At 70.9% G+C, this 17,349-nt stretch carries 15 protein-coding genes and 1 pseudogene; 7 read left to right on the forward strand and 9 right to left on the reverse strand.

Annotation, left to right across the window (positions count from 1 at the left end; genetic code table 11):
• Positions 1 to 36: 36 nt before the first annotated feature.
• On the reverse strand, positions 37 to 978 hold the full coding sequence (locus tag ABTY59_RS16195; RefSeq protein ID WP_352019571.1) for a phosphotransferase family protein: 942 nt from the start codon (positions 976 to 978) through the stop codon (positions 37 to 39).
• A gap of 216 nt (positions 979 to 1,194) precedes the next feature.
• Between ABTY59_RS16195 and ABTY59_RS16200 the strand changes: the two genes are divergently transcribed.
• From ABTY59_RS16200 to ABTY59_RS16210, 3 genes are all read left to right on the forward strand, one after another.
• Complete coding sequence (locus ABTY59_RS16200; RefSeq protein WP_352019572.1) at positions 1,195 to 2,217, forward strand: beta-ketoacyl-[acyl-carrier-protein] synthase family protein; 1,023 nt, start codon at positions 1,195 to 1,197, stop codon at positions 2,215 to 2,217.
• Position 2,218: 1 nt separating this feature from the next.
• Positions 2,219 to 2,929 carry a SpoIIE family protein phosphatase gene (locus ABTY59_RS16205; RefSeq protein WP_352019573.1) on the forward strand — a complete coding sequence of 237 codons (711 nt, stop codon included), beginning with the start codon at positions 2,219 to 2,221 and terminating at the stop codon, positions 2,927 to 2,929.
• Between the two features lie 141 nt (positions 2,930 to 3,070).
• Entirely contained in the window at positions 3,071 to 4,564 is a 1,494-nt protein-coding gene (locus ABTY59_RS16210) for a glycosyltransferase (protein WP_352019574.1), read from the forward strand.
• Between the two features lie 67 nt (positions 4,565 to 4,631).
• Here ABTY59_RS16210 and ABTY59_RS16215 read toward each other — a convergent pair whose 3' ends face one another.
• Both ABTY59_RS16215 and ABTY59_RS16220 read right to left on the reverse strand, forming a co-directional pair.
• Positions 4,632 to 5,525, reverse strand: coding sequence for a 2-dehydropantoate 2-reductase (locus ABTY59_RS16215; protein ID WP_352019575.1), 894 nt, complete (start codon positions 5,523 to 5,525; stop codon positions 4,632 to 4,634).
• Between the two features lie 89 nt (positions 5,526 to 5,614).
• Complete coding sequence (locus ABTY59_RS16220; protein WP_352019576.1) at positions 5,615 to 7,468, reverse strand: IPT/TIG domain-containing protein; 1,854 nt, start codon at positions 7,466 to 7,468, stop codon at positions 5,615 to 5,617.
• Between the two features lie 256 nt (positions 7,469 to 7,724).
• Here ABTY59_RS16220 and ABTY59_RS16225 point away from each other — a divergent pair, with 256 nt between their 5' ends.
• The gene (locus ABTY59_RS16225; RefSeq protein ID WP_352019577.1) at positions 7,725 to 8,045 is read left to right on the forward strand and encodes a hypothetical protein; all 321 of its coding nucleotides are present in this window, start codon (positions 7,725 to 7,727) and stop codon (positions 8,043 to 8,045) included.
• A gap of 475 nt (positions 8,046 to 8,520) precedes the next feature.
• Positions 8,521 to 8,889 carry a hypothetical protein gene (locus ABTY59_RS16230; RefSeq protein ID WP_352019578.1) on the forward strand — a complete coding sequence of 123 codons (369 nt, stop codon included), beginning with the start codon at positions 8,521 to 8,523 and terminating at the stop codon, positions 8,887 to 8,889.
• Between the two features lie 89 nt (positions 8,890 to 8,978).
• Here ABTY59_RS16230 and ABTY59_RS16235 read toward each other — a convergent pair whose 3' ends face one another.
• The 6 genes from ABTY59_RS16235 to ABTY59_RS16260 form a co-directional block, all read right to left on the reverse strand.
• A complete protein-coding gene (locus ABTY59_RS16235; RefSeq protein WP_352019579.1) occupies positions 8,979 to 10,529 on the reverse strand; it encodes a hypothetical protein in 1,551 nt (516 codons plus the stop codon).
• Between the two features lie 66 nt (positions 10,530 to 10,595).
• Positions 10,596 to 11,588, reverse strand: coding sequence for a serine O-acetyltransferase (locus ABTY59_RS16240; RefSeq protein WP_352019580.1), 993 nt, complete (start codon positions 11,586 to 11,588; stop codon positions 10,596 to 10,598).
• Between the two features lie 421 nt (positions 11,589 to 12,009).
• Complete coding sequence (locus ABTY59_RS16245) at positions 12,010 to 12,840, reverse strand: hypothetical protein (RefSeq protein WP_352019581.1); 831 nt, start codon at positions 12,838 to 12,840, stop codon at positions 12,010 to 12,012.
• A gap of 24 nt (positions 12,841 to 12,864) precedes the next feature.
• Positions 12,865 to 13,035, reverse strand: a complete 171-nt coding sequence (locus tag ABTY59_RS16250) for a hypothetical protein (RefSeq protein WP_352019582.1) — start codon at positions 13,033 to 13,035, stop codon at positions 12,865 to 12,867.
• Positions 13,036 to 13,194: 159 nt separating this feature from the next.
• The gene (locus tag ABTY59_RS16255; RefSeq protein ID WP_352019583.1) at positions 13,195 to 13,761 is read right to left on the reverse strand and encodes a DUF4291 domain-containing protein; all 567 of its coding nucleotides are present in this window, start codon (positions 13,759 to 13,761) and stop codon (positions 13,195 to 13,197) included.
• 262 nt (positions 13,762 to 14,023) lie between these two features.
• The gene (locus ABTY59_RS16260) at positions 14,024 to 14,281 is read right to left on the reverse strand and encodes a lipopolysaccharide assembly protein LapA domain-containing protein (protein WP_352019584.1); all 258 of its coding nucleotides are present in this window, start codon (positions 14,279 to 14,281) and stop codon (positions 14,024 to 14,026) included.
• 626 nt (positions 14,282 to 14,907) lie between these two features.
• Between ABTY59_RS16260 and ABTY59_RS16265 the strand changes: the two genes are divergently transcribed.
• Both ABTY59_RS16265 and ABTY59_RS16270 read left to right on the forward strand, forming a co-directional pair.
• The gene (locus tag ABTY59_RS16265; protein ID WP_352019585.1) at positions 14,908 to 16,071 is read left to right on the forward strand and encodes a S8 family peptidase; all 1,164 of its coding nucleotides are present in this window, start codon (positions 14,908 to 14,910) and stop codon (positions 16,069 to 16,071) included.
• A 214-nt stretch (positions 16,072 to 16,285) separates the two neighbouring features.
• Positions 16,286 to 17,073: pseudogene (locus ABTY59_RS16270) on the forward strand (Tn3 family transposase); the annotation flags it as partial.
• Between the last annotated feature and the right edge of the window lie 276 nt (positions 17,074 to 17,349).

Raw genomic sequence — 17,349 nt, forward strand, 5'->3', positions numbered from 1 at the left:
CCGCGTTCCGGGGCCTTGCCGCAGGCCCCGGTGACGTCAGCCCAGCGCGTCCATCAGACCCGTGACATAGGTGTCCAGACGCCCTTCCAGGACGCTCGTCGTGAGGTCGGTCCTCCCGGCGGCCTGGTACGCCTGCGCCCACAGGCCGACCTCCTCGGAGCACGACAGCGCGTCCCGCACCAGCCAGAACAGCCGCTCACTCGCCACCGTCGCCAGCGCCCCGCCCGCCTTCTCGTACTCCTCGGCGAACCGCAGGCCCCACGACGGGTCGTGCAGCAGCGCGAGGTTGGTGCAACAGTGGGCGACGTCGAGGTCCGCCGGGCCCCAGGAGGGCTGTGACCAGTCGACGACGCCGACGATCCGGGCTCGCTCCGGATGCGCGGGCGGGACGTCGAACAGCACGTTGCCCGGCTGGAAGTCGCGGTGCAGGAAGCGACCCTCGTACGGCGGCGAGGGCTTGCGGATCACGTCGATCGCCGCGGCCCAGGCGTTCGCGTCACCGCCCTTCGGAACCACGACCGACTCCGCCGTCGTCAGCGTCCTGAACTCCTGTGGGCGCTCGGCGGGCCGGAGCGAGTGGATGGCGACGAGCTGGCGGGCCAGCAGGGGAGCACGCGTCTCGACTCCCGCGTCGTCGAGGACCGAGCGGCCCTCCAGATGGGTCATCAGGAGGGAGGGGTACTCGCAGTGCGCGGCGGTCGGGTCGACGGCGACCAGATCCGGAGCGAGCACACCGGTCCCGGCGAGGAGCGACAGGGCGCCGGCCTCCCTGTTCAGCCACTCTTCGGCGTTCTTCACGTAGAACGGGTCGACGAAACTCCGCAGCACCAGGTGACGCGTGACCGCGTCCTGCGCGCCGATGGTCAGCCTGCGCATTTCCGCGGTCATGCCGCCGTGCAGCGTTTCGGTTTTGATGACCCGTTCGCCTTCGGCCAGATGCCGGTGCACCCAGGCCAGGGTCTTCGGTCGGACGGTCATCTCCTCATGAAAGGTATTCACGGCGTCATGTGATCATGCGACGCCGACAGGCGCAAGCGTCCCTCCTGACCACCGACTTCGCCCGGTGCCGGGCCGGGCGGTCCCGATAACTCGCCTACGGCATAGGAGATGTGAGAAACCCTCTGCTACGGTGCCGTGGAAAATGCGGCCGACCGGAGAATTGAAACCCGAATAGGGCGAAGGACGGAGCTCATCATGGCGCGTTGGGGGAATATCCATATCGCGGCGACGGCTGTGGACCTGCCGCCCGTCGTCCCGGTTTCAGAGGCCGTGGCGGACGGCAGATATCCGTCGAAACTCGCGGAGCGAACGCAGCAGCGGACCGTCGCGGTCGCTCCGGAGGAAGAGGCCCCGGGCGCGTTCGCCGCCCGCGCGGCGAAGGCGGCCCTGACGCGGGCGGGATACGGCTTCGACGAGGTCGGGCTGCTCGTTCACACGTCCGTCCTCGACCCGTCCCCTCGGATGTCGAACCCCGTGATGTGGCTTGAGCGGGAAATGGGATCGGGCGGCTTCCGGGACGTGGCGCAGCTGATGAACGGGTGCGACGGGGTCGTGAACGGCATTCGCTGGGCCGCCGCGCATCTCACCTGCGAAACCGAACACAAGGCCGCGCTGATCACTGCCGCCGAAAGCTGGCAGCCGAAAGAGGTGATCGACCGCTGGACGGTCGACCCGGACACGCCGTTCGGAGATGGCGGAGCGGCTCTGGTCCTGGCAAGGGACAACGGAATCGCGCGTGTTCTCGCGGCCGTCAGCCGTACGCAGCCGAAGCTCGAAGGGGTTCACCGCGGCCCGCGTGCATTCGGTCAGGGCGTCAGCCTTCCCGTGAAGCTGTCGGAACGCTCCCGCGCCTTTTACGAGACGTCCGACATATCCCGTGACGAAGCCTGGAAGATGCGCGGCGACGGAATCGGCATCGTCATCGATAAGGTACTGGCCGACGCCGGCGTCGCACGCGGACGAGTGGCCCGCATCGTGCTGCCGTTCAGGGGGCGCCAAGTCCTGGAGGAGGAGTACTTCCCGTACCTCGGAGACCTCCAGCCCGCGCGGTCCAGCGAGGAGCGCGGGCGCGAGATCGGTCATCTGGGCGGCGCGGACCCGATCGCGGCCCTTCACTACGCGATCACGTCCGGCGAGCTCTCCTCGGGTGACCACGCCATCGTCTTCAGCGAGGGCGTCGGGATCGTGCAGTCCGCCGTACTCGTCGAGGTTGTCTAGGATGACCACGACGTCCGCCCACGGGAACGTACGCATCGCATCGGCCACGCGGCTCGGCACCACCGCCCCCAGCGGAGACGCGGTCGCCGTCCACGTCCAGGAGGACGGCACCACCGCCGCGGCCGTGGTCGACGGCATCGGCCACAGCCCCCGCGTCGCCTCCGTGGCGCAGCTGCTCGCCACGGTCATGGCGCGCGTCTCGGCCCGCCGGGGAAGCCTCGCCGGCCTCCTCACCGGCACCGAGTTGGTGGTCGATCCGGGTTCGGGCGACGAGCCCGAGCCGGACGCCGTCGCGGTGGTCGCGACCGCGACGGCCACGGGGGACATCCGCATCGCCTGGGTCGGCGACTGCCGCGCCTACGCCCTGGAGGAGGGCCGGCTCCGTCCCCTGACGGCCGATCACAACCTGGCGGAGCAGCTGGCCCTGTGCGGATACACGGGCGAGATCCCGCGCCCGGCCGCCAAGTGGGTCCGCACGACGGTGCGGAGCGCTGTCGTCGCCACGGTGTCGGAGGCCTGGACCCGCTCCCGCCTGGTGCTGCTCACGTCGGACGGGGTCCACGACCAGGTGCCGCACGCCGCCATGGAGGCGCTGGCCCGCACGCACGAGGACGCGCCACAGGCCCTCGCGGATGCCTTGGTCGCCGCGGCCGAGACCGGGGCCGACGGCGTCAGGGACGACGCCACCGCCCTCGTGATCAGCCGCGCCTGAAGCGGGCGGCTCCGGCTCTGGCCTTGGCTCCGGCTCCGGCCCCTGCCTCCGTTCCGGCTCCGGCTCCGTGATCGCACCGGACAGGACGGGGCCATCTCACCCGTGACCAGCGGTCACGAGACAACCTTTCAGGGAGGGTACGTGTCGAGCAACGAGTGCATCGTGGTGCTGACCACCAGGGAGAAGGAGTGGTGGCTGAGCCTGCAGGAGATCATCCCGGCGATCGAGCGCGTCTGGGACCGCATCGGCCGGTCCGGGCGGAAGACCGTCAGTACGGTGTGCGTGCCGCTGCCGCCCGAGAGGGAACAGCGCCTCCACGCCCGTGCCTCGCAGGTGGAGCGCATCGTCCTGACCACGGTGACGCCTGGAACCGTCCAGGCCGCACTCCGTCTGCGGGCCCAGCGGGTGGAGCCCGCGCCGATGACCCTGTACGTGCACGGGGACGGCCCTGAAGGGTTCGAGGCCTTCGGGGCCCTCACGGAGGTGCTCACCGAGAGGGACACGTTCGTCGTGACGTGCGAAGCGGAAGCGGCGACGGTCCGTGCCTGCTTCCCGAACGCCCGGATCGAGCGGATCCCGTTCCCCCTGGTCGACCTGTTCAAGGTGAACAGCCGGAAACCGCGCACGAAGGACGAGATCACGCGCCTCGCCTACGTCGGGCGCGTCTCGGAGCAGAAGAACCTGCACCACCTGTTGTTCGCCTTGTGGATCATGCGCACCTCCGATGCCCCGGCGCCGGCCGTGACGCTGGACGTGTACGGCGGTGAGGACAACCTCGGCAGCCCCAACATGGGGCTCGGCTCTCCCGGGTACGGCACGTACCTGCGGGGGCTCGCCGAGACGTTGGGCCTGGCGGACGTGGTGACCTGGCACGGAGCCAAGCCGCGGGACTGGGTCTTCTACAACGTGCACCAGGAGCCCCACGTCCTGGTGTCGCCGACGCTGCACTCCGACGAGAACTTCGGCTCGTCCGTGCTGGCGTCCCTGGTCAACGGCCACCAGGTGGTGACGACGGCCTGGGGCGGTCACCAGGGGTTCCAGGAGTGGTTCCCGGAGCAGCTGACGCTGGTGCCCGTCCACGCGTCCCCGCTGGGCCCGGTCGTGGACCCCGGCACGCTGGCCGGCGCCCTCCTGGGCGCGGTGGGCAGGTCCTCGGCCGTGGTGGAGGAAGCCGACCTCGACCGGGGACGGGCGGCCTTCTCGGAAGCCGCCGTGACCGCGCGCACGCTGGACATGCTCGGACGGCCCGATCGCGTTCCCGTGCCGCTGGAGAAGTCGCCGGTCCAGCGGCGCATCGACGAACGCAGGGTGGAGTTCGGCGGCAAGCGCAAGATCTACGCCGATTACGGGGACCCGCTCGCGCGCGTGTTCTTCGAGGCCTATGGCATGGAGAAGCCACTTCGCTTCGAAGAGCGGTCCCGCTACGTTCTGGCGCCGTGGGTCAGCTGCTCCGGCGATGCCGTGCACATCGCCGACCCGCATCGCGGAAACCGGACTTACCAGGCCGACGACCGGACCTCGACGCCGTGCGACGTCTTGCTGACCCCCTCCCTGAAGGCGCACGCACTGCCGGAACGCCTCGTGAGGGAGCTGGTGGCACAAGGCTACGCGTTCTCACGTGAGCTGAAGGGCTGAGCTCCAAGCGGCTTCTAGTGCTGTGACGGCATCCCCGCCCCCTGGTCAAGAGCCAGGGCAGGGGACGCTACGACGCGTTCCCCGGTGCGCTCACGGCTTCCAGGAGCGCGGTGACGGTCTCGTTGTACGGGGTGGGGACGCCGAGGCGGGCACCCGCGCGCACCACCGCGCCGTTGCGGGCGTCGTACTCCATCTCCCGGCCCGCCAGGCGGTCCCACAGCATGCTGCTGCCGGACTCGGGCGGCATCGCCCGCAACCGCGCGATGACCTGGTCCGCCAGGTCATCGGGAAGGTGGGCGCCTGCGGCCGTGGCGACCTGCCGCGCCTCCTCCACCAGCGCCCGCCCCAGCTGAGCTATGCGCGGATTCGTGAAGACAGGCATGCGTTGCATCGTCAGAGCGGTGACAGCGCCGTTCGCCGCGTTCAGGCACAGTTTCGCCCAGGCGGCGGTGACGAAGTCGCTGGTCGACGTGACGTCGATACCGCTGCCCCGGCACAGGGCCACGAAGTCCGCGCCGTCATCGTCCTCGGGCACGGTGAGCCGTGGCCGGCCGAACAGCCTTATGTGTCCGCGGCGCTGCGACTCGGCCGAGATCTCCACCACGGCCGGAACGACGCGGGCGGCGCCCAACAGCGGTGCGACGCGCTCACGGTGCTCCACGCCGTTCTGCAGCACCACGACCCGGGTGCCCTCACCGCACAGTCTGCTGAGCCACGGGCTCGCCGCAGCCGTCTGGTACGCCTTGGTCGCCAGCACGACCCACTCCACCGTCGACACCTCGGCGGGGTCGACCACCTCGGGAATCGACGCCTCCAGAGCCGACCCGTCGGGCCGTGTGATGCGCAACCCACCCAGCGGCGAACGCACGCAGGCGGTCACCTCCACCCGCCCGGTCGACAGCAGCCCCGCGGCCAGTACGCCGCCCACCGCTCCCACACCCACTACCGCAACCCGTGTCATGTCCACCGAGCCTACCGATGCCAAGATCGACGCGGAGAACGCGGAGCGGACCGGCGCCGGGGATCCCGGCGCCGGCCTCTCGGTGCGGGTCAGCCGATGCGGATGAGCCCGGCGGTGGTGGTGGCCGCCTCCATGGCGGGGCTGCCGTTGTAGGTGGCGGTGTAGCCGAGGTTGAGGAGGACGGCGACGACGGAGCCGACTCCGGTGCAGGTCGCGATGCCTGCGGCGTTGGTGGCGGCGCTGCACACGACGGCCGTGCCCACGGCGAACTTCACGGTCGCGCCGCTGACGGGCTTGCCGGTGGTGGTGTCGGTGAGCGTGGCCGACAGCTTCAGGTTGATGCTCAGCTGGCCCGGGGGCAGGGAGAACAGCAGAGGTTCGGCGCTGAGCTTCGTGGTGTCCCGGGTGTAGGTGTATCGGTCGGCCGGGCCGGTGGCGCTGGTTCCGCCGGGGGTGGTGACGGTGACGTCGGTCGGCCCGGCGGCGGTGGCGGCCGGGGAGATCGCGGTGATCTCGGTGTCGCTGTGGACGGTGAACGAGGCGGCGGGAACCGTGCCGAAGGCGACGGCGGTCGCGCCGGTGAAGCCGGTGCCGGTGAGGGTGACGGCGGTGCCGCCGGAGGCCGGGCCCTTGGCGGGGGCGAGGGCGGTGACCGTCGGCGCGGGCGCCTGGTACGTGTAGCTCCCGGCGGCGACGGTCCGGCCCCTGGCGGTCAGCGAGACGCCGACGGTGCCGGCCGAGTGCGCGGGGGCGGTCGCGGTGACGGTGGTGTCGTCGACCACGGTGACACTGCCCGCGGGGGTGCCGTCGAAGGTGACGGCGGTGGTGCCCGTCAGGTGGCTGCCGGTCAGGGTGACGGTGGTGCCGCCCGTGCTCGGACCGCTGTCCGGGGTGAGGGCGGTGACGGCGGGCACTACGGCCTTGCCCATGGCCAGGCCCCAGGGGCGGGAACCGGTGGGGACGGTGGAGGTGACCGTGAGCGTCGCGGTGTCGATCACCGACATCGTGTTCACGAAGGTGTTGGTGGCGTAGACGCGGGTGCCGTCCGGGTCGGCCAGCACACCGCTCGTCCCCGCCCCGGTCGGGACGGTGGCGACGACGGTGTTGGTCGCCGTGTCCACGACGGAGACCGAGTTGCCTCCCCGGTTGGCGACGTAGACGAGTCCTCCGTCCGGTGACACGGCCACGTTCTGCGGCAGACTGCCGACGGGGACGGTCGCCGTGACCGTGGCGGTGGCGGTGTCGATCACCGAGAGGCGGCTGTCGTTGTAGTCGGCGACGTAGACGTGAGCGCCGTCGGGGCTGACCGCCAGCCCGGCCGCGTCCCCCACGGGGACGGTGGCGGTGACGGTGTTGCTCGCGGTGTCGATCACTGACACCGTCCTGCTGGAGAAGTTCCCGACGTAGAGCCGTCCGCCGTCCGGGGACAGACCGGCGATGTTCGGGAAGTCGCCGGCCGTGATGGTGGCGGTGACCGCCAGGGAGGACGTGTCGATCACGTCGACCCCGCCGGCGTCGGCCGTGCGGACCACGTACGCCCGCCCCCCGTCCGGAGAGATGGCCACCGACTGGGGCGTGCGCCCGACCGCGACGGTGGCGGCGACGGAGTTGGTCGCGGTGTCGATCACCGAGACCGAGTCGCTGGCGCCGTTGGCCACCCATGCCTGCGAGCCGTCCGGCGTGAGGGCCACGCCCGTCGGCGCGCTGCCGACCGCGATGGTGGCCACCGTCGACCCGGTCGCCGTGTCGACGGCGCTCACCGTCCCCGCACCGGCGTTGGAGACGTAGACCAGCTGCCCCGGCCCGGCCGCGTGCGCCGCCCCGGAGGGAAGTACCGCGCCGACGGTGCCGAGCAGCGCGGTGGTCAGGGCCGCGGCGGTGCCGCGCCATAAACGGCGCGGTGCTCTGCCGCGTACGGGAGGTCTGTCGATCGTGGTTGCCATGAGCTCCGCCTCTCGGAAGGAACTGACCGGGTGTGTGCGTCTCGACCTTCAACTCATGCTATTCACAGCGCTTTTGATGAATCCTCACATGATCCAAACATGCCAGATCGGCCCACGAACTGATCTCTTTTGATCATTTTGGATCGGGGGGCACAGTTCCACGGCAGTCACTCGCGAATGCTCGCCTGCGCAACCCACCTCCTCGACTCGACGTCTGACTCCATGGCGGACGACTGCTGATCACCCAGGAGAGCACGTGACGAAGAAGGACCGGACGACGGACGCGGCGGGGGAGAAGGACCGCGAGAAGTGGATGGCGCGCTTCCAGGTGCGGCTGGCCATGCAACCGGGCGTGGACCGGGCGGTCGTGCTCCAAGCGGTCAAGGAGGTCACGGCCCACTGCGCGGACACGGGGGAGCACCCGCGGACCGCCTTCGGTGACCCGGACGCCTACGCGGTGGAGACGGCCGCGCGACTGGTGCCGGCAGACCGGGCGGCGCGCGAGAGGCAGCGCAACGCGGTGGTGGACGGGCTCGACTCCGCACTCAAGAAGGCCAGGGACATCGCCGGTCTCTGACCGGGGGAAGCACACTCCGGCATGGCCTGGCGCCCGGGTACGGACACACCCTCCGTCCGGCGCGCGGCCCAGGCGACGCGACGGACGGTCCTCGGGCGAACTCCTGGGCCGCCGCCTGCTGGAGGCCCGGTGGCGGCGAATGGGGGCAGGATGTGCCGCTGCACCGCGCACAGGGCGGTCCCCCCGGACCGCCGGGCTGACGACCAAGACCCTCCGTTCCTACGAGGACAGGGGCCTGCTCCCACCGCCTGCGACGCGGACGGCATCTGCACGATCATCACCGCACCACAGACGCAGGCCACAACGGTTGCCCAAACTCGTTCTCGTGAGCAAAGCCAGGACCCCGACGGAGCGGCTGGCCCAGGCTGAATCCCCGAGGTCCCGAGGTCGGGCGGAGCACAATCGGGGGTGCGCCCCGGCGCGCCCGCCGTCGGTGATCCTGGATGACGGTCCACGGGCGGGGAACATGGCGGGCATGACCACTGATCATCCCGCTGAGCGGGACGGTGCCAAACACCACTGGTTCGCTGCGTTCTCCGACCGGGCGTCGAACGTCACAAGCTCTCCGCCGTTCTACGTTCTGTGCGTCCTCCTGGTCCTCGGCACGATCGTCCTCCACCTCGCGCACCCGCCGCTGTCATGGCTGATCTTCGCCGGAGATCTCATGACGTCGGTCAACCTCCTGTTGCTCGCCCTGCTGAAGAACACCGAACGGCGTGACGCGCACGCCGTGCAGCGCAAGCTCGACGCGATCGCCGCGGCCCTGCTGGAGCAGCGCGAGGGCGCGAGCCACGAGGCGGCTGACGAACTCCGGCGCGCCATCCGTATGGAGGAGAGGACGTGAGGGCCACTCCCGCGGGCACGCTGGCCGGTGGCCACGCGCGCGCCCGCGGGTCCCCCGTATCCGTACACGTCGGCGGTGCGAATGCAGGGTCAGGGGCTGGGGGTTCCGGCGTGCTGCCGCTCCCGGCCCCCGGTGGCGCGGGCGGCGAGGTCGTCGAGGAGTTCGACGAAACGGTACTGGAGGAGGGCGCAGTCATCCGGGGAGTCGCCCAGCACTGTGGCGCCGAGCTTGCCGAAGGGTTCGAGGGCGGTCCAGAAGTGCGGGACCACCCCGCGGGCGCGGATGGGGTCGAACGCCAGGTCGGGGCGCCCGTCGAGTGCGCGGATCACGTGGGCGGGGCTGAGGCCCCGGTAAGCCGGGGAGATCAGGCCGTCGGTCCCGGTGTAGTGGACCTCCGTACCGCGGTGGGTGAGCCGGCCGTCGTCGTGCCAGGTTCCCGGGACGAGGGCACGCACGGTGCGGTGGGGGTGGGTGGTGCCGGTCTGGCGCAGGTTCAGTTCGACGGCTCGGAGGTCCCAGCGGCCGTCGCTGTCCCTGCGGGCGAGGAAGTCCACGCCCACGTGCCCGCGTACGCCGGCCCGGGCGAGGTGGCCGGCGACGGTCAGGGACATCGCGATGACGGCATCGCGGTAGGCGGCGGAGGCCGGGAAGCGGCAGCCCAGGTACTGCAGGTCCTCGCCGAGGACCTGATCGTGGGTGCCCAGGAGCTGGACGCCGGGTTCACCGTCGGGGCCGGGGCCGATGAACAGCAGGGCGCTGGGGGATCTCTTCTCTCCGGCCGGTGGGGTGCCGAGGTACTGCTCGATGATCGCGCCGTTGGCGGACAGACCCGCGAGGAACTGAGCGCGCGAGATGTTCTCGGTCAGGGGGCTGAGCCTGCGCAGTGCCGCCAGGGCCGTCGCGTGAGTGGGCTCGGTGACCGTCACCACGGCCAGGCCGTGGCCCGAACCGTAGCCTTCGTTGATCTTCAGCAGCCATCTGCCGGGCCCGTGGGAGCGAGTCAGGTCAGCCAGCTCCCGGGCCAGCTCCGGCAGGCCGAAGGCGGCTGTGTAGGTGCCGGGAGCGTGGGCCAGGCCCGCGACGCGGAAGAGCTGCCTGCTGCCCGCCTTGGAGCCCAGGTCCAGGGTCCGGGTCGGAGTCTCCCGGCAGTCCAGGCCGAGGCGGTCCGCGAGCTCGTCCATGCGGTCGCTGGCCTGGTAGCAGGACAGCGGCTCGACCTCCTGGCCGCGCTCCCTGGCGCGCGTGACCAGGGCCCGCACCCGGAGCAGCAGATCCGGGTGCTCCAGCAGCTTCTCGCTCAGGTGACGGTCGGAGTCGTCGTCCACGGAGAGCAGGGCATGCCGCAGTGACCGGTCACCGTCCCCGGGGCCGACGGGCGGCACGAGCCCGAGCACGTACCGCTCGACGGACCTGGGCACCGCGGGCGCCTGGAACATCAGCAGGGCCAGGTCCGGCTGGGACCCGACGTCCAGGGACTCCCACAGTCCCCGGACGCAGGAGAACCAGCGGCCCACCCCCTGGGCCATCTCCAGGTCCGAGAATTCCTGAGAGGGGCAGGAGACCCGCAGCCGCAGCTGTGGATGACGCGCCACGTATGCCTCGAACAGGTCGATCCGTTGACCGATGTCAGGAGTGGGCACGGCACACCGCCCTTCCACCGCCGGAGGCGGGCACTGGTCAGGGCGCGTGCGCGCCCCGGGTGGCCCTCAGCTGAGGGATGTCGTTCGTGCAGGGGCCGCCCCGCCCGTGTGGCACCGGCCCAGTACCTCTGCGACGGGCCGGACGTAGCAGACGAGCTGTCCCCGGTGGAGGAGCCCGAGGGCGGACGGTCGGGCAGGCCAGGCGCCGCCTGGCAGGCAGTGCATCTCCGTGTCACCGGCCCTGACCACGGTCAGCCAACCGCAGGGGGTGCGGTCCTCGTCCAGGACGACCGGGACCGTGTCACGGAGCCCGTGACCCGCAATGACGAGGCGCCCCGCGACCACGGCCACGCCCTGGACGACCGGAGCGCCGGCCGTCAGGCTGACCTGGGTGGTGGACACCACCTTCACCCTCGCCCCGGCCGGTACGTCCATGGTGATCCGGGCGCCCGGGTCGATCACGCAGTCATCGCCCACGGAGACCGGCCCGAACACGCACACGTCGCCGCCGATCTGCACGCGGCTGCCGATGCGCGGGTGCCGGCGCGGGCGGGCCGCCCCGTCGCTCCGCGTGACGATGTCGCGCGCCCCGAGGACGACATTCTGCAAGAGGTAGCAGTCGTCGCCGATCTCGCAGTCCTCACCGATGACGGTCCCCGATCCGTGGTCGACCACGAAACGACGACCGATCGCCGCAGCGGGATGTATCTCCACACCGGTGGCGAGCCGGGCCTCCTCGGAGATCCGCCGGGCCTGCGCCGACAGGAGCCCCGAGGGCACCCCTGGGACGCGCAAGGTGCCCACGGCGTGCGCGAGCCGGTGTGCCATCACCGACCGGAAGCTGAGGTAGCCGGAATAGATGTAGCGCTGATCGCCGTGCGCCGCGGCGTCGCGCCGCGCGAAGGCGGCGAGGTCCTCAGCGACCAGGCCCCCCACCCGCGGCAGCACCAGTCCGACCAACCGCTCGGACAGCCCCGAGCCCGGGACCGGGCCCGGCCGGTCCGCGATGACGCGTAGATCCCGCTCGATGAGGGATCGAGGGATTACTGGAGATGACATGACCGTCCTCCCGTCCGACGAAAGCCGGGACGAAGCCCTGTCGATTGTCAGCCGGGACGGCCCGGCATTCCCCCGCACAGGACCACCCGGGTGATTCTGGCCGCCCTCACCTGCGAAGACTCCGATGCCTCGACCCCAAACGTTTGGATCGTCCTCGACCGGGTGCTCGCCCCCGTGACGTTGCACCGACCATCGTCGAACTCTGGAAGCCGTCACGCGGAAGTCCCGCACTGGCTCGCCCTGGATGTTCCCGCGGCGGCCTGAGCGCGCAGGTCCACCTCGTCGGCGACGGCCATGCACGGCCCTTTCCGCTCCGCGCCTCCGCGGGCAGGCGGGCCCCGCGTCGGCGGCAACCGCACGGCGATCCCGCAGCCCGCCGACAGGCCCGCACGCTGACGCCCCGGCCACACACGCGGGCGGGCTACGTCATCAGCTCGATGTGCGGATGCTCGGGCTCCGCCGGGCAGACGAACAGGTGCTGCCGGTAGCCGCTGCCTATCTGGACCCCGGTCGCGTTGTAGCCGCGGTGGCCGGGGTACGGTCCAGCACCGGGGTGGGGGTGCGGAGACCAGCTGTTTCCGGCGTCGTCCCCTTCCTCGAACGTGGCGATGGTCATCAGGACCTCCATGCGGGTGCCGCATGCGGAGCAGGGCTGCGGGCTGGGGTCGGTGGAGTTCCAAGCGGGCCAGCCGCCGACCTTCCAGCCGGGTGCGTTGGACAGCACACAGTCGTAGTACGTGTCCGGGTCCAGGTCTTCCTCTGCTGCCTGCGGCACACTCCACTGCTGGAGCTGCTCCCGCAGCTCTTCGCTCAGCTCCAGATGGTCGGGGTATTCGGTGATCTGCTCCGGTTCGAGCACGCACGGTTCCGGTAGATAGCCGTCGAACTGCACTGCGGGCGGCTCGGGGGGCGTGTCGAGGACGTCGGTGACGGCGGCTGCCGAACGCCAGGCGAGGAGGGTCCTGGGCATGATCGGATGATCGAAGGGGCACCACAGAACCTGCAGCAGGTCCTTGCCCTCCGGTGGGCTCAGATCGGGCACATCCCGTACGTACAGCTGCGCGACGGGCAGCATCGCTATGGGGCCGTCGTACGCCCGGGCCGCCGGCCTCACCGGATACGTCCGCGGGGGCCGGATCCGCTCGAGGGTCTCCCGTTCCTCCGGAGTCAGGTCCCGGCCGTGCGAGACGGCGAAGATCCGGCGTTCCAGCCGCAGATCCGCCGGGGACCGGGCCGGGTTGATGCCGTCCACCCCATGCGGTTCCTCGCAGTGCGGTCACGGCTCCTCGGCGGGCCACAGCAGGGGCCCGCCGATCGAGCTGTCGTGCCACGTCGGCGCCCCGGGACGGGGGTGCAGGCGCGTCGCCGTACGGGCCAGCGGGGCCAGTTGGGGAAAGAGCGCGACAACGTCGATCGGCCGTGGCGGAGTGACAGGGGTGACGTTCATGGCCGCCATCTTGCCCATCGCCTCTGACAACGGCCCTCGTGGCCGCCCCAGGAAGAGCTCGGGATCCCACAGACGCGACCGGAGCCGACACTGCAGGTCGAGTGGTCTCCCGCAGGCCGAGGTCTCGAAACGAGCGGTCGGCTTCGTGGCGGTCGGCGGTCACACACCAGAGGAGAGTCGGTTCTCCAGTGGCGGGGGCAGCGGGTAGGCACGCTCTGCGGGGAGGAATCGCTGGGCTCTCGCAGCATGCCCGGTCTGTATCAGGGAAGCAGCCTTGCGGACCTGGGGGGTGAGGTCGGTGAGGTCGACAATCCAGTCGTCGGTGAACGTGCGCATCAGATGGCGGCCGATTCCGACTTGGATGCTGTAGTGGTTCAGAGCCGACCCGCGCGGCGAGCGTTCCGGGTCCCACTGGACGTGCACGGCCGCCCGGGCCACGGCCGCTGGGTCTGCGGTGGTGAGCACGGCCTGGGACAGGGCCTCCTCCCAGCCCTCGCGCGTCATGCGCACCGCGAGAACGCGCTCCTGACCGGGTTTGCGGGCCCAGTTGCTCCGGTGCATCAGCCACAGGAACGACGGCTTGATCCACGTCATCCTGTGGAATGAGAACGGTGCGACGAAGCGGCCTGCCTGCAGTGCCGCCTCGGCGATGGCCGGCGCGTACGCCTGGTAGACCACGATCGTGCGAGCGTCGAAATCGGCACGAATCTGATACTGGGGGGTCATGTGCCGCACCCTGCCATCCGCCCCGTGAGCCTCGCGAGTCGATTTTCTCGCCCTGGCCGTGCAGCTGACCACGAAAGTGCTGGTCACGGCCACTCGTTGACAGCCGCGACGAGGTCGGCTGCGGAGGGTGCGACCAGTTCAGGGAGGATCCGTAACCAGGTGCCGTTGCGTTACCGCGTCCTGGTTCGCCCCTGTGCCTCCGTCAGGTCACCAGGTGCCATCCACCTTCCGGTACACGGCTAGCGGGCAGGGGTGCCCTCAGTCAGCGGCGAGCAGCCCGCCGATAGGCGATCAGCATTCCCAGGATGACCCCGGCGAGGAGGGTGCACGTCAGTACGACCCACAACGGGAGCGTGACTTCGGGTACCCAGAGGCGAATGGTGACGGAGCCCGTGTTGACGGCGATGAACCAGATGGCCAGAGCCGCGAGCACGAGGAAACCCAGAGTGCGGAGTCGGATGTCCCGCCCCTTGACCGTCAGGCTGGAGCGCGGGTGGTCTCTCACTGCATTTCGTGCCATATCTCCAGTATCAGGCGGTCCGCGCTGTGCGCCAGCAGTGTGGCCCCGGCATCGACTCTGAGCAGCGTTGCAGGAGTGGAGTGTCATCTTCAGAACCCGCTCTGTCACCCCGCCCGCGACTTTCCGTACGCGTCCGTGTCCGGGGCGGAGGCGCCGGTTGACCGTGCGACTGGGGCCAGACAGACGCAACCCTTCGTCTGTGGATCTGAACGGCCACTCGGTGGGTTCGCCTGACGACCCTGCGTCGGCAGCCTGCGCCGCACACGACGGGGTGACGGGCAAGCGGCCTCCCGGCCCTCTACCGCCAAGGTGAGCACCCACCCGCGCCCCCGGAGCGCAGTCGTGCGCGGGGCGCGACCCGTCAGCCGTGCGGGTGGATTCGTAGGGGCGGCCGTGATGGGGGCGGGGTGCGTTGTGCCCGGCGAGAGTGATCGTTTCCGCAGTGACGGTGTGCTTCGTCGCGGGCGTCGGCCAGGCGGCGGCGGGCGGCTCAAGGAGCTTCCGGGAGTCGCCCGATGCAGTGCGTGGGCCGTGACCCGCGCCGCTTCACCGGTGCCGGCCGCGGCTCGTCGATCCCCCCACACTCCTGGGAGTCCTTCTTGCGTCTGTTCGTCACGGCTGCGCGCTTGACCGTTGCCGCCGCCCTCACCCTGAGCCCCGTCGTCATCGCCTCCGCTTCCGCGGCGGCTCCGGAACCGCCTCCGGCGCCGCTCCTCAAGTCCGTGGATGCGATTCCCGGCCGCTACATCGTCACCCTGAGCAAGTCCCTGGACCCGGCGAAGTTCACCGCGCCCATGGGGCTGAAGCCCACGTTCACCTACACCGAAGCGGTCAACGGATTCGCCGCAGCCCTCACCCCGCAGCAGCTGGCGGCTGTCCGCAAGGCCTCTGCCGTGGAGTCCGTGCAGGAGGACGGCTGGGCGAACGGCCTGCCCGCCGCGCCGCAGGGGAGTCTGCCGAAATCGCCGGCCCAGTCCTGGGGACTGGACCGGATCGACCAGCGCCGGCTGCCGCTCGACAACGACTTCAGCGCCTACGGCAGTGGCCAGGGCGTGACCGCGTACATCATCGACACCGGTATCGCCTTCGGACATCCCGAGTTCGGGGGCCGGGCGCGGCCCGGCTTCGACGCGATCGGTGACGGCCGCAACGGCTCGGACTGCAACGGCCACGGTACGCACGTGGCGGGCACGGTCGGCGGCGCGACGTTCGGGGTGGCGCGCAAGGTGAACCTGGTCAGCGTCCGCGTTCTCGGGTGCGACTCGCGGGGATCCTGGTCGGGCATCATCGCGGGATTCGACTGGGTGGCCCGCAACGCCCAGCAGCCGGCCGTCGCGAACGCCTCACTGGGCGGCGACCGGGTCCAGGCGGTCAATGACGCCGCCACGACGCTCTCCGACCGTGGCGTCCTGCCGGTCATCGCGGCGGGCAACTCGAACATCGACGCCTGCCGGGTCTCCCCGGCCTCGGCCGCCCGCGTCCTCACGGTCGGCGCGACGAACCGGTTCGACGAGGAGACCGACTTCTCCAACTGGGGCGAGTGCCTCGACCTCTACGCCCCCGGCAAGGACATCGTCTCCGCGAGGCTGGGTGGCGGCAGCGTCGCGCTCGACGGCACCTCGATGGCCGCGCCGCACGTCGCCGGAGTGGCCGCCCTCTACAAGGCCGAACACCCCAACGCGCTCCCGGCCGAGGTGTTCACCTTCCTGGGGGACAAGTCCACGAAGGACGTCGTCCAGAACCTGAGCGGCAACGGGCCGAACCGGCTGCTGTTCACCAACGGCCTCTGACGAGGACACCGACCGCCGGCCGTAGCCACTCGGGCAACGGCCACGTGCGGACTACTCGCGGGCGCAGTTTCATTCGTCATGCTGGAGATGACGCAGCATGACGCCCACAAGAGCCTGACGGACAATCACAGAGCGAGGCCCCCGGAGCGCGTGCTCCGGGGGCTGCCCGTCGTCCCTGATACGGCGTCCTCCACGGCAAGGCGTCCGTAGGGTGGTTCACGCCACGGTCGCGGGGGCTGCACGGCGGGCGGACCCGGCACTGCCCGGGGAGCTGGTGGCGACGCTGAGGACGCCGGAGGGCTCGCGGTTCTCGGAGCTGGAGCGGCTGCGCCGGCCGCCGTCGCGGACGACGGGTACGGCGTTCGCCCGCGCGCTGGAGCGAGTGGACGAGATCGGCGCCTACCGCTGGGCCGGTTGAGGCTGTCGCAGATCCCGCCGAACCGGATGGGCACGCTGGCGCGGTACGCGCTGGGGTCGGAGGCGCCGCTGCTGGAGCGGGCCTCGGAGCCGAAGCGCAGGGCGATGCTGACCGTGGTGATGCGGCACCTGGAGGCGAAGGCGATCGACGAGGCCCTGGACCTGTTCCAGGTCCTGATGGCCACCCGGTCGCTCAGCACGGCGAGGCGGAAGGCGGAGAAGGAGCGGCTGTCGACGCTGCCGCAGCTGGAGAAGGCGTCGCGCACGCTCGCGCGGGCGGCGAAGGTGCTGGTCGAGGAGCACGGCGGGGACCTGGAGCTGGTCGAGGAGCACGGCGGGGACCTGGAGCTGGTCGAGGAGCACGGCGCGGACCTGGACGTGGCCGCGCTGTGGGCGGCGGTGGAGCAAGTCGCCCCACGCGCCGCGGTGATGAGCGCGGCGGCCACCGTGGTGACGCTGGTGCCCGAGGAGGACGAGAACTCGGCCGACGTCGCGATGCGGGCCGCGCTGACGCCCCGCTACGCCACGGTCCGCCCGTTCCTCGCGCTGCTGGGCGAGTCGAAGGCCCTGGATGCGGCAAGTGCTCCGCGATGAGGACATCGCCCGGCTCTCCCCGCTCAAGCACAGGAACCTGAACCTGCTCGGCCGCTACAGCTTCACCGCCTCCGCCCCGGCCGCAGGCGCCCTGCGCCCGTTGCGCGAACCGGACGCACCCGAGCTGGACGAGGACGACGACGGCGACGCGTACGGAGGCGGTCACCGTCGTAAACAGGGCGGAGGGGGTGCGTCTTCACGCGGGAGCCCTACGAGCCGGGCGACACGGTTCCCGGTGGGGTGGACGAGGCCGGTTGGCGCGGGCTC

It is taken from the genome of Streptomyces sp. NPDC096079 (assembly GCF_040303145.1).
Classification (GTDB): Bacteria; Actinomycetota; Actinomycetes; order Streptomycetales; family Streptomycetaceae; genus Streptomyces.

Excerpts from the sequence above, each read along its gene's own strand:
- ABTY59_RS16215 (WP_352019575.1), bottom strand. The coding sequence starts at position 5,525 with ATGACACGGGTTGCGGTAGTGGGTGTGGGAGCGGTGGGCGGCGTACTG.
- ABTY59_RS16260 (WP_352019584.1), bottom strand. The coding sequence starts at position 14,281 with ATGGCACGAAATGCAGTGAGAGACCACCCGCGCTCCAGCCTGACGGTC.
- ABTY59_RS16250 (WP_352019582.1), bottom strand. The coding sequence starts at position 13,035 with ATGAACGTCACCCCTGTCACTCCGCCACGGCCGATCGACGTTGTCGCG.
- ABTY59_RS16255 (WP_352019583.1), bottom strand. The coding sequence starts at position 13,761 with ATGACCCCCCAGTATCAGATTCGTGCCGATTTCGACGCTCGCACGATC.
- ABTY59_RS16200 (WP_352019572.1), top strand. The coding sequence starts at position 1,195 with ATGGCGCGTTGGGGGAATATCCATATCGCGGCGACGGCTGTGGACCTG.
- ABTY59_RS16205 (WP_352019573.1), top strand. The coding sequence starts at position 2,219 with ATGACCACGACGTCCGCCCACGGGAACGTACGCATCGCATCGGCCACG.
- ABTY59_RS16230 (WP_352019578.1), top strand. The coding sequence starts at position 8,521 with ATGACCACTGATCATCCCGCTGAGCGGGACGGTGCCAAACACCACTGG.
- ABTY59_RS16195 (WP_352019571.1), bottom strand. The coding sequence starts at position 978 with ATGACCGTCCGACCGAAGACCCTGGCCTGGGTGCACCGGCATCTGGCC.
- ABTY59_RS16220 (WP_352019576.1), bottom strand. The coding sequence starts at position 7,468 with ATGGCAACCACGATCGACAGACCTCCCGTACGCGGCAGAGCACCGCGC.
- ABTY59_RS16240 (WP_352019580.1), bottom strand. The coding sequence starts at position 11,588 with ATGTCATCTCCAGTAATCCCTCGATCCCTCATCGAGCGGGATCTACGC.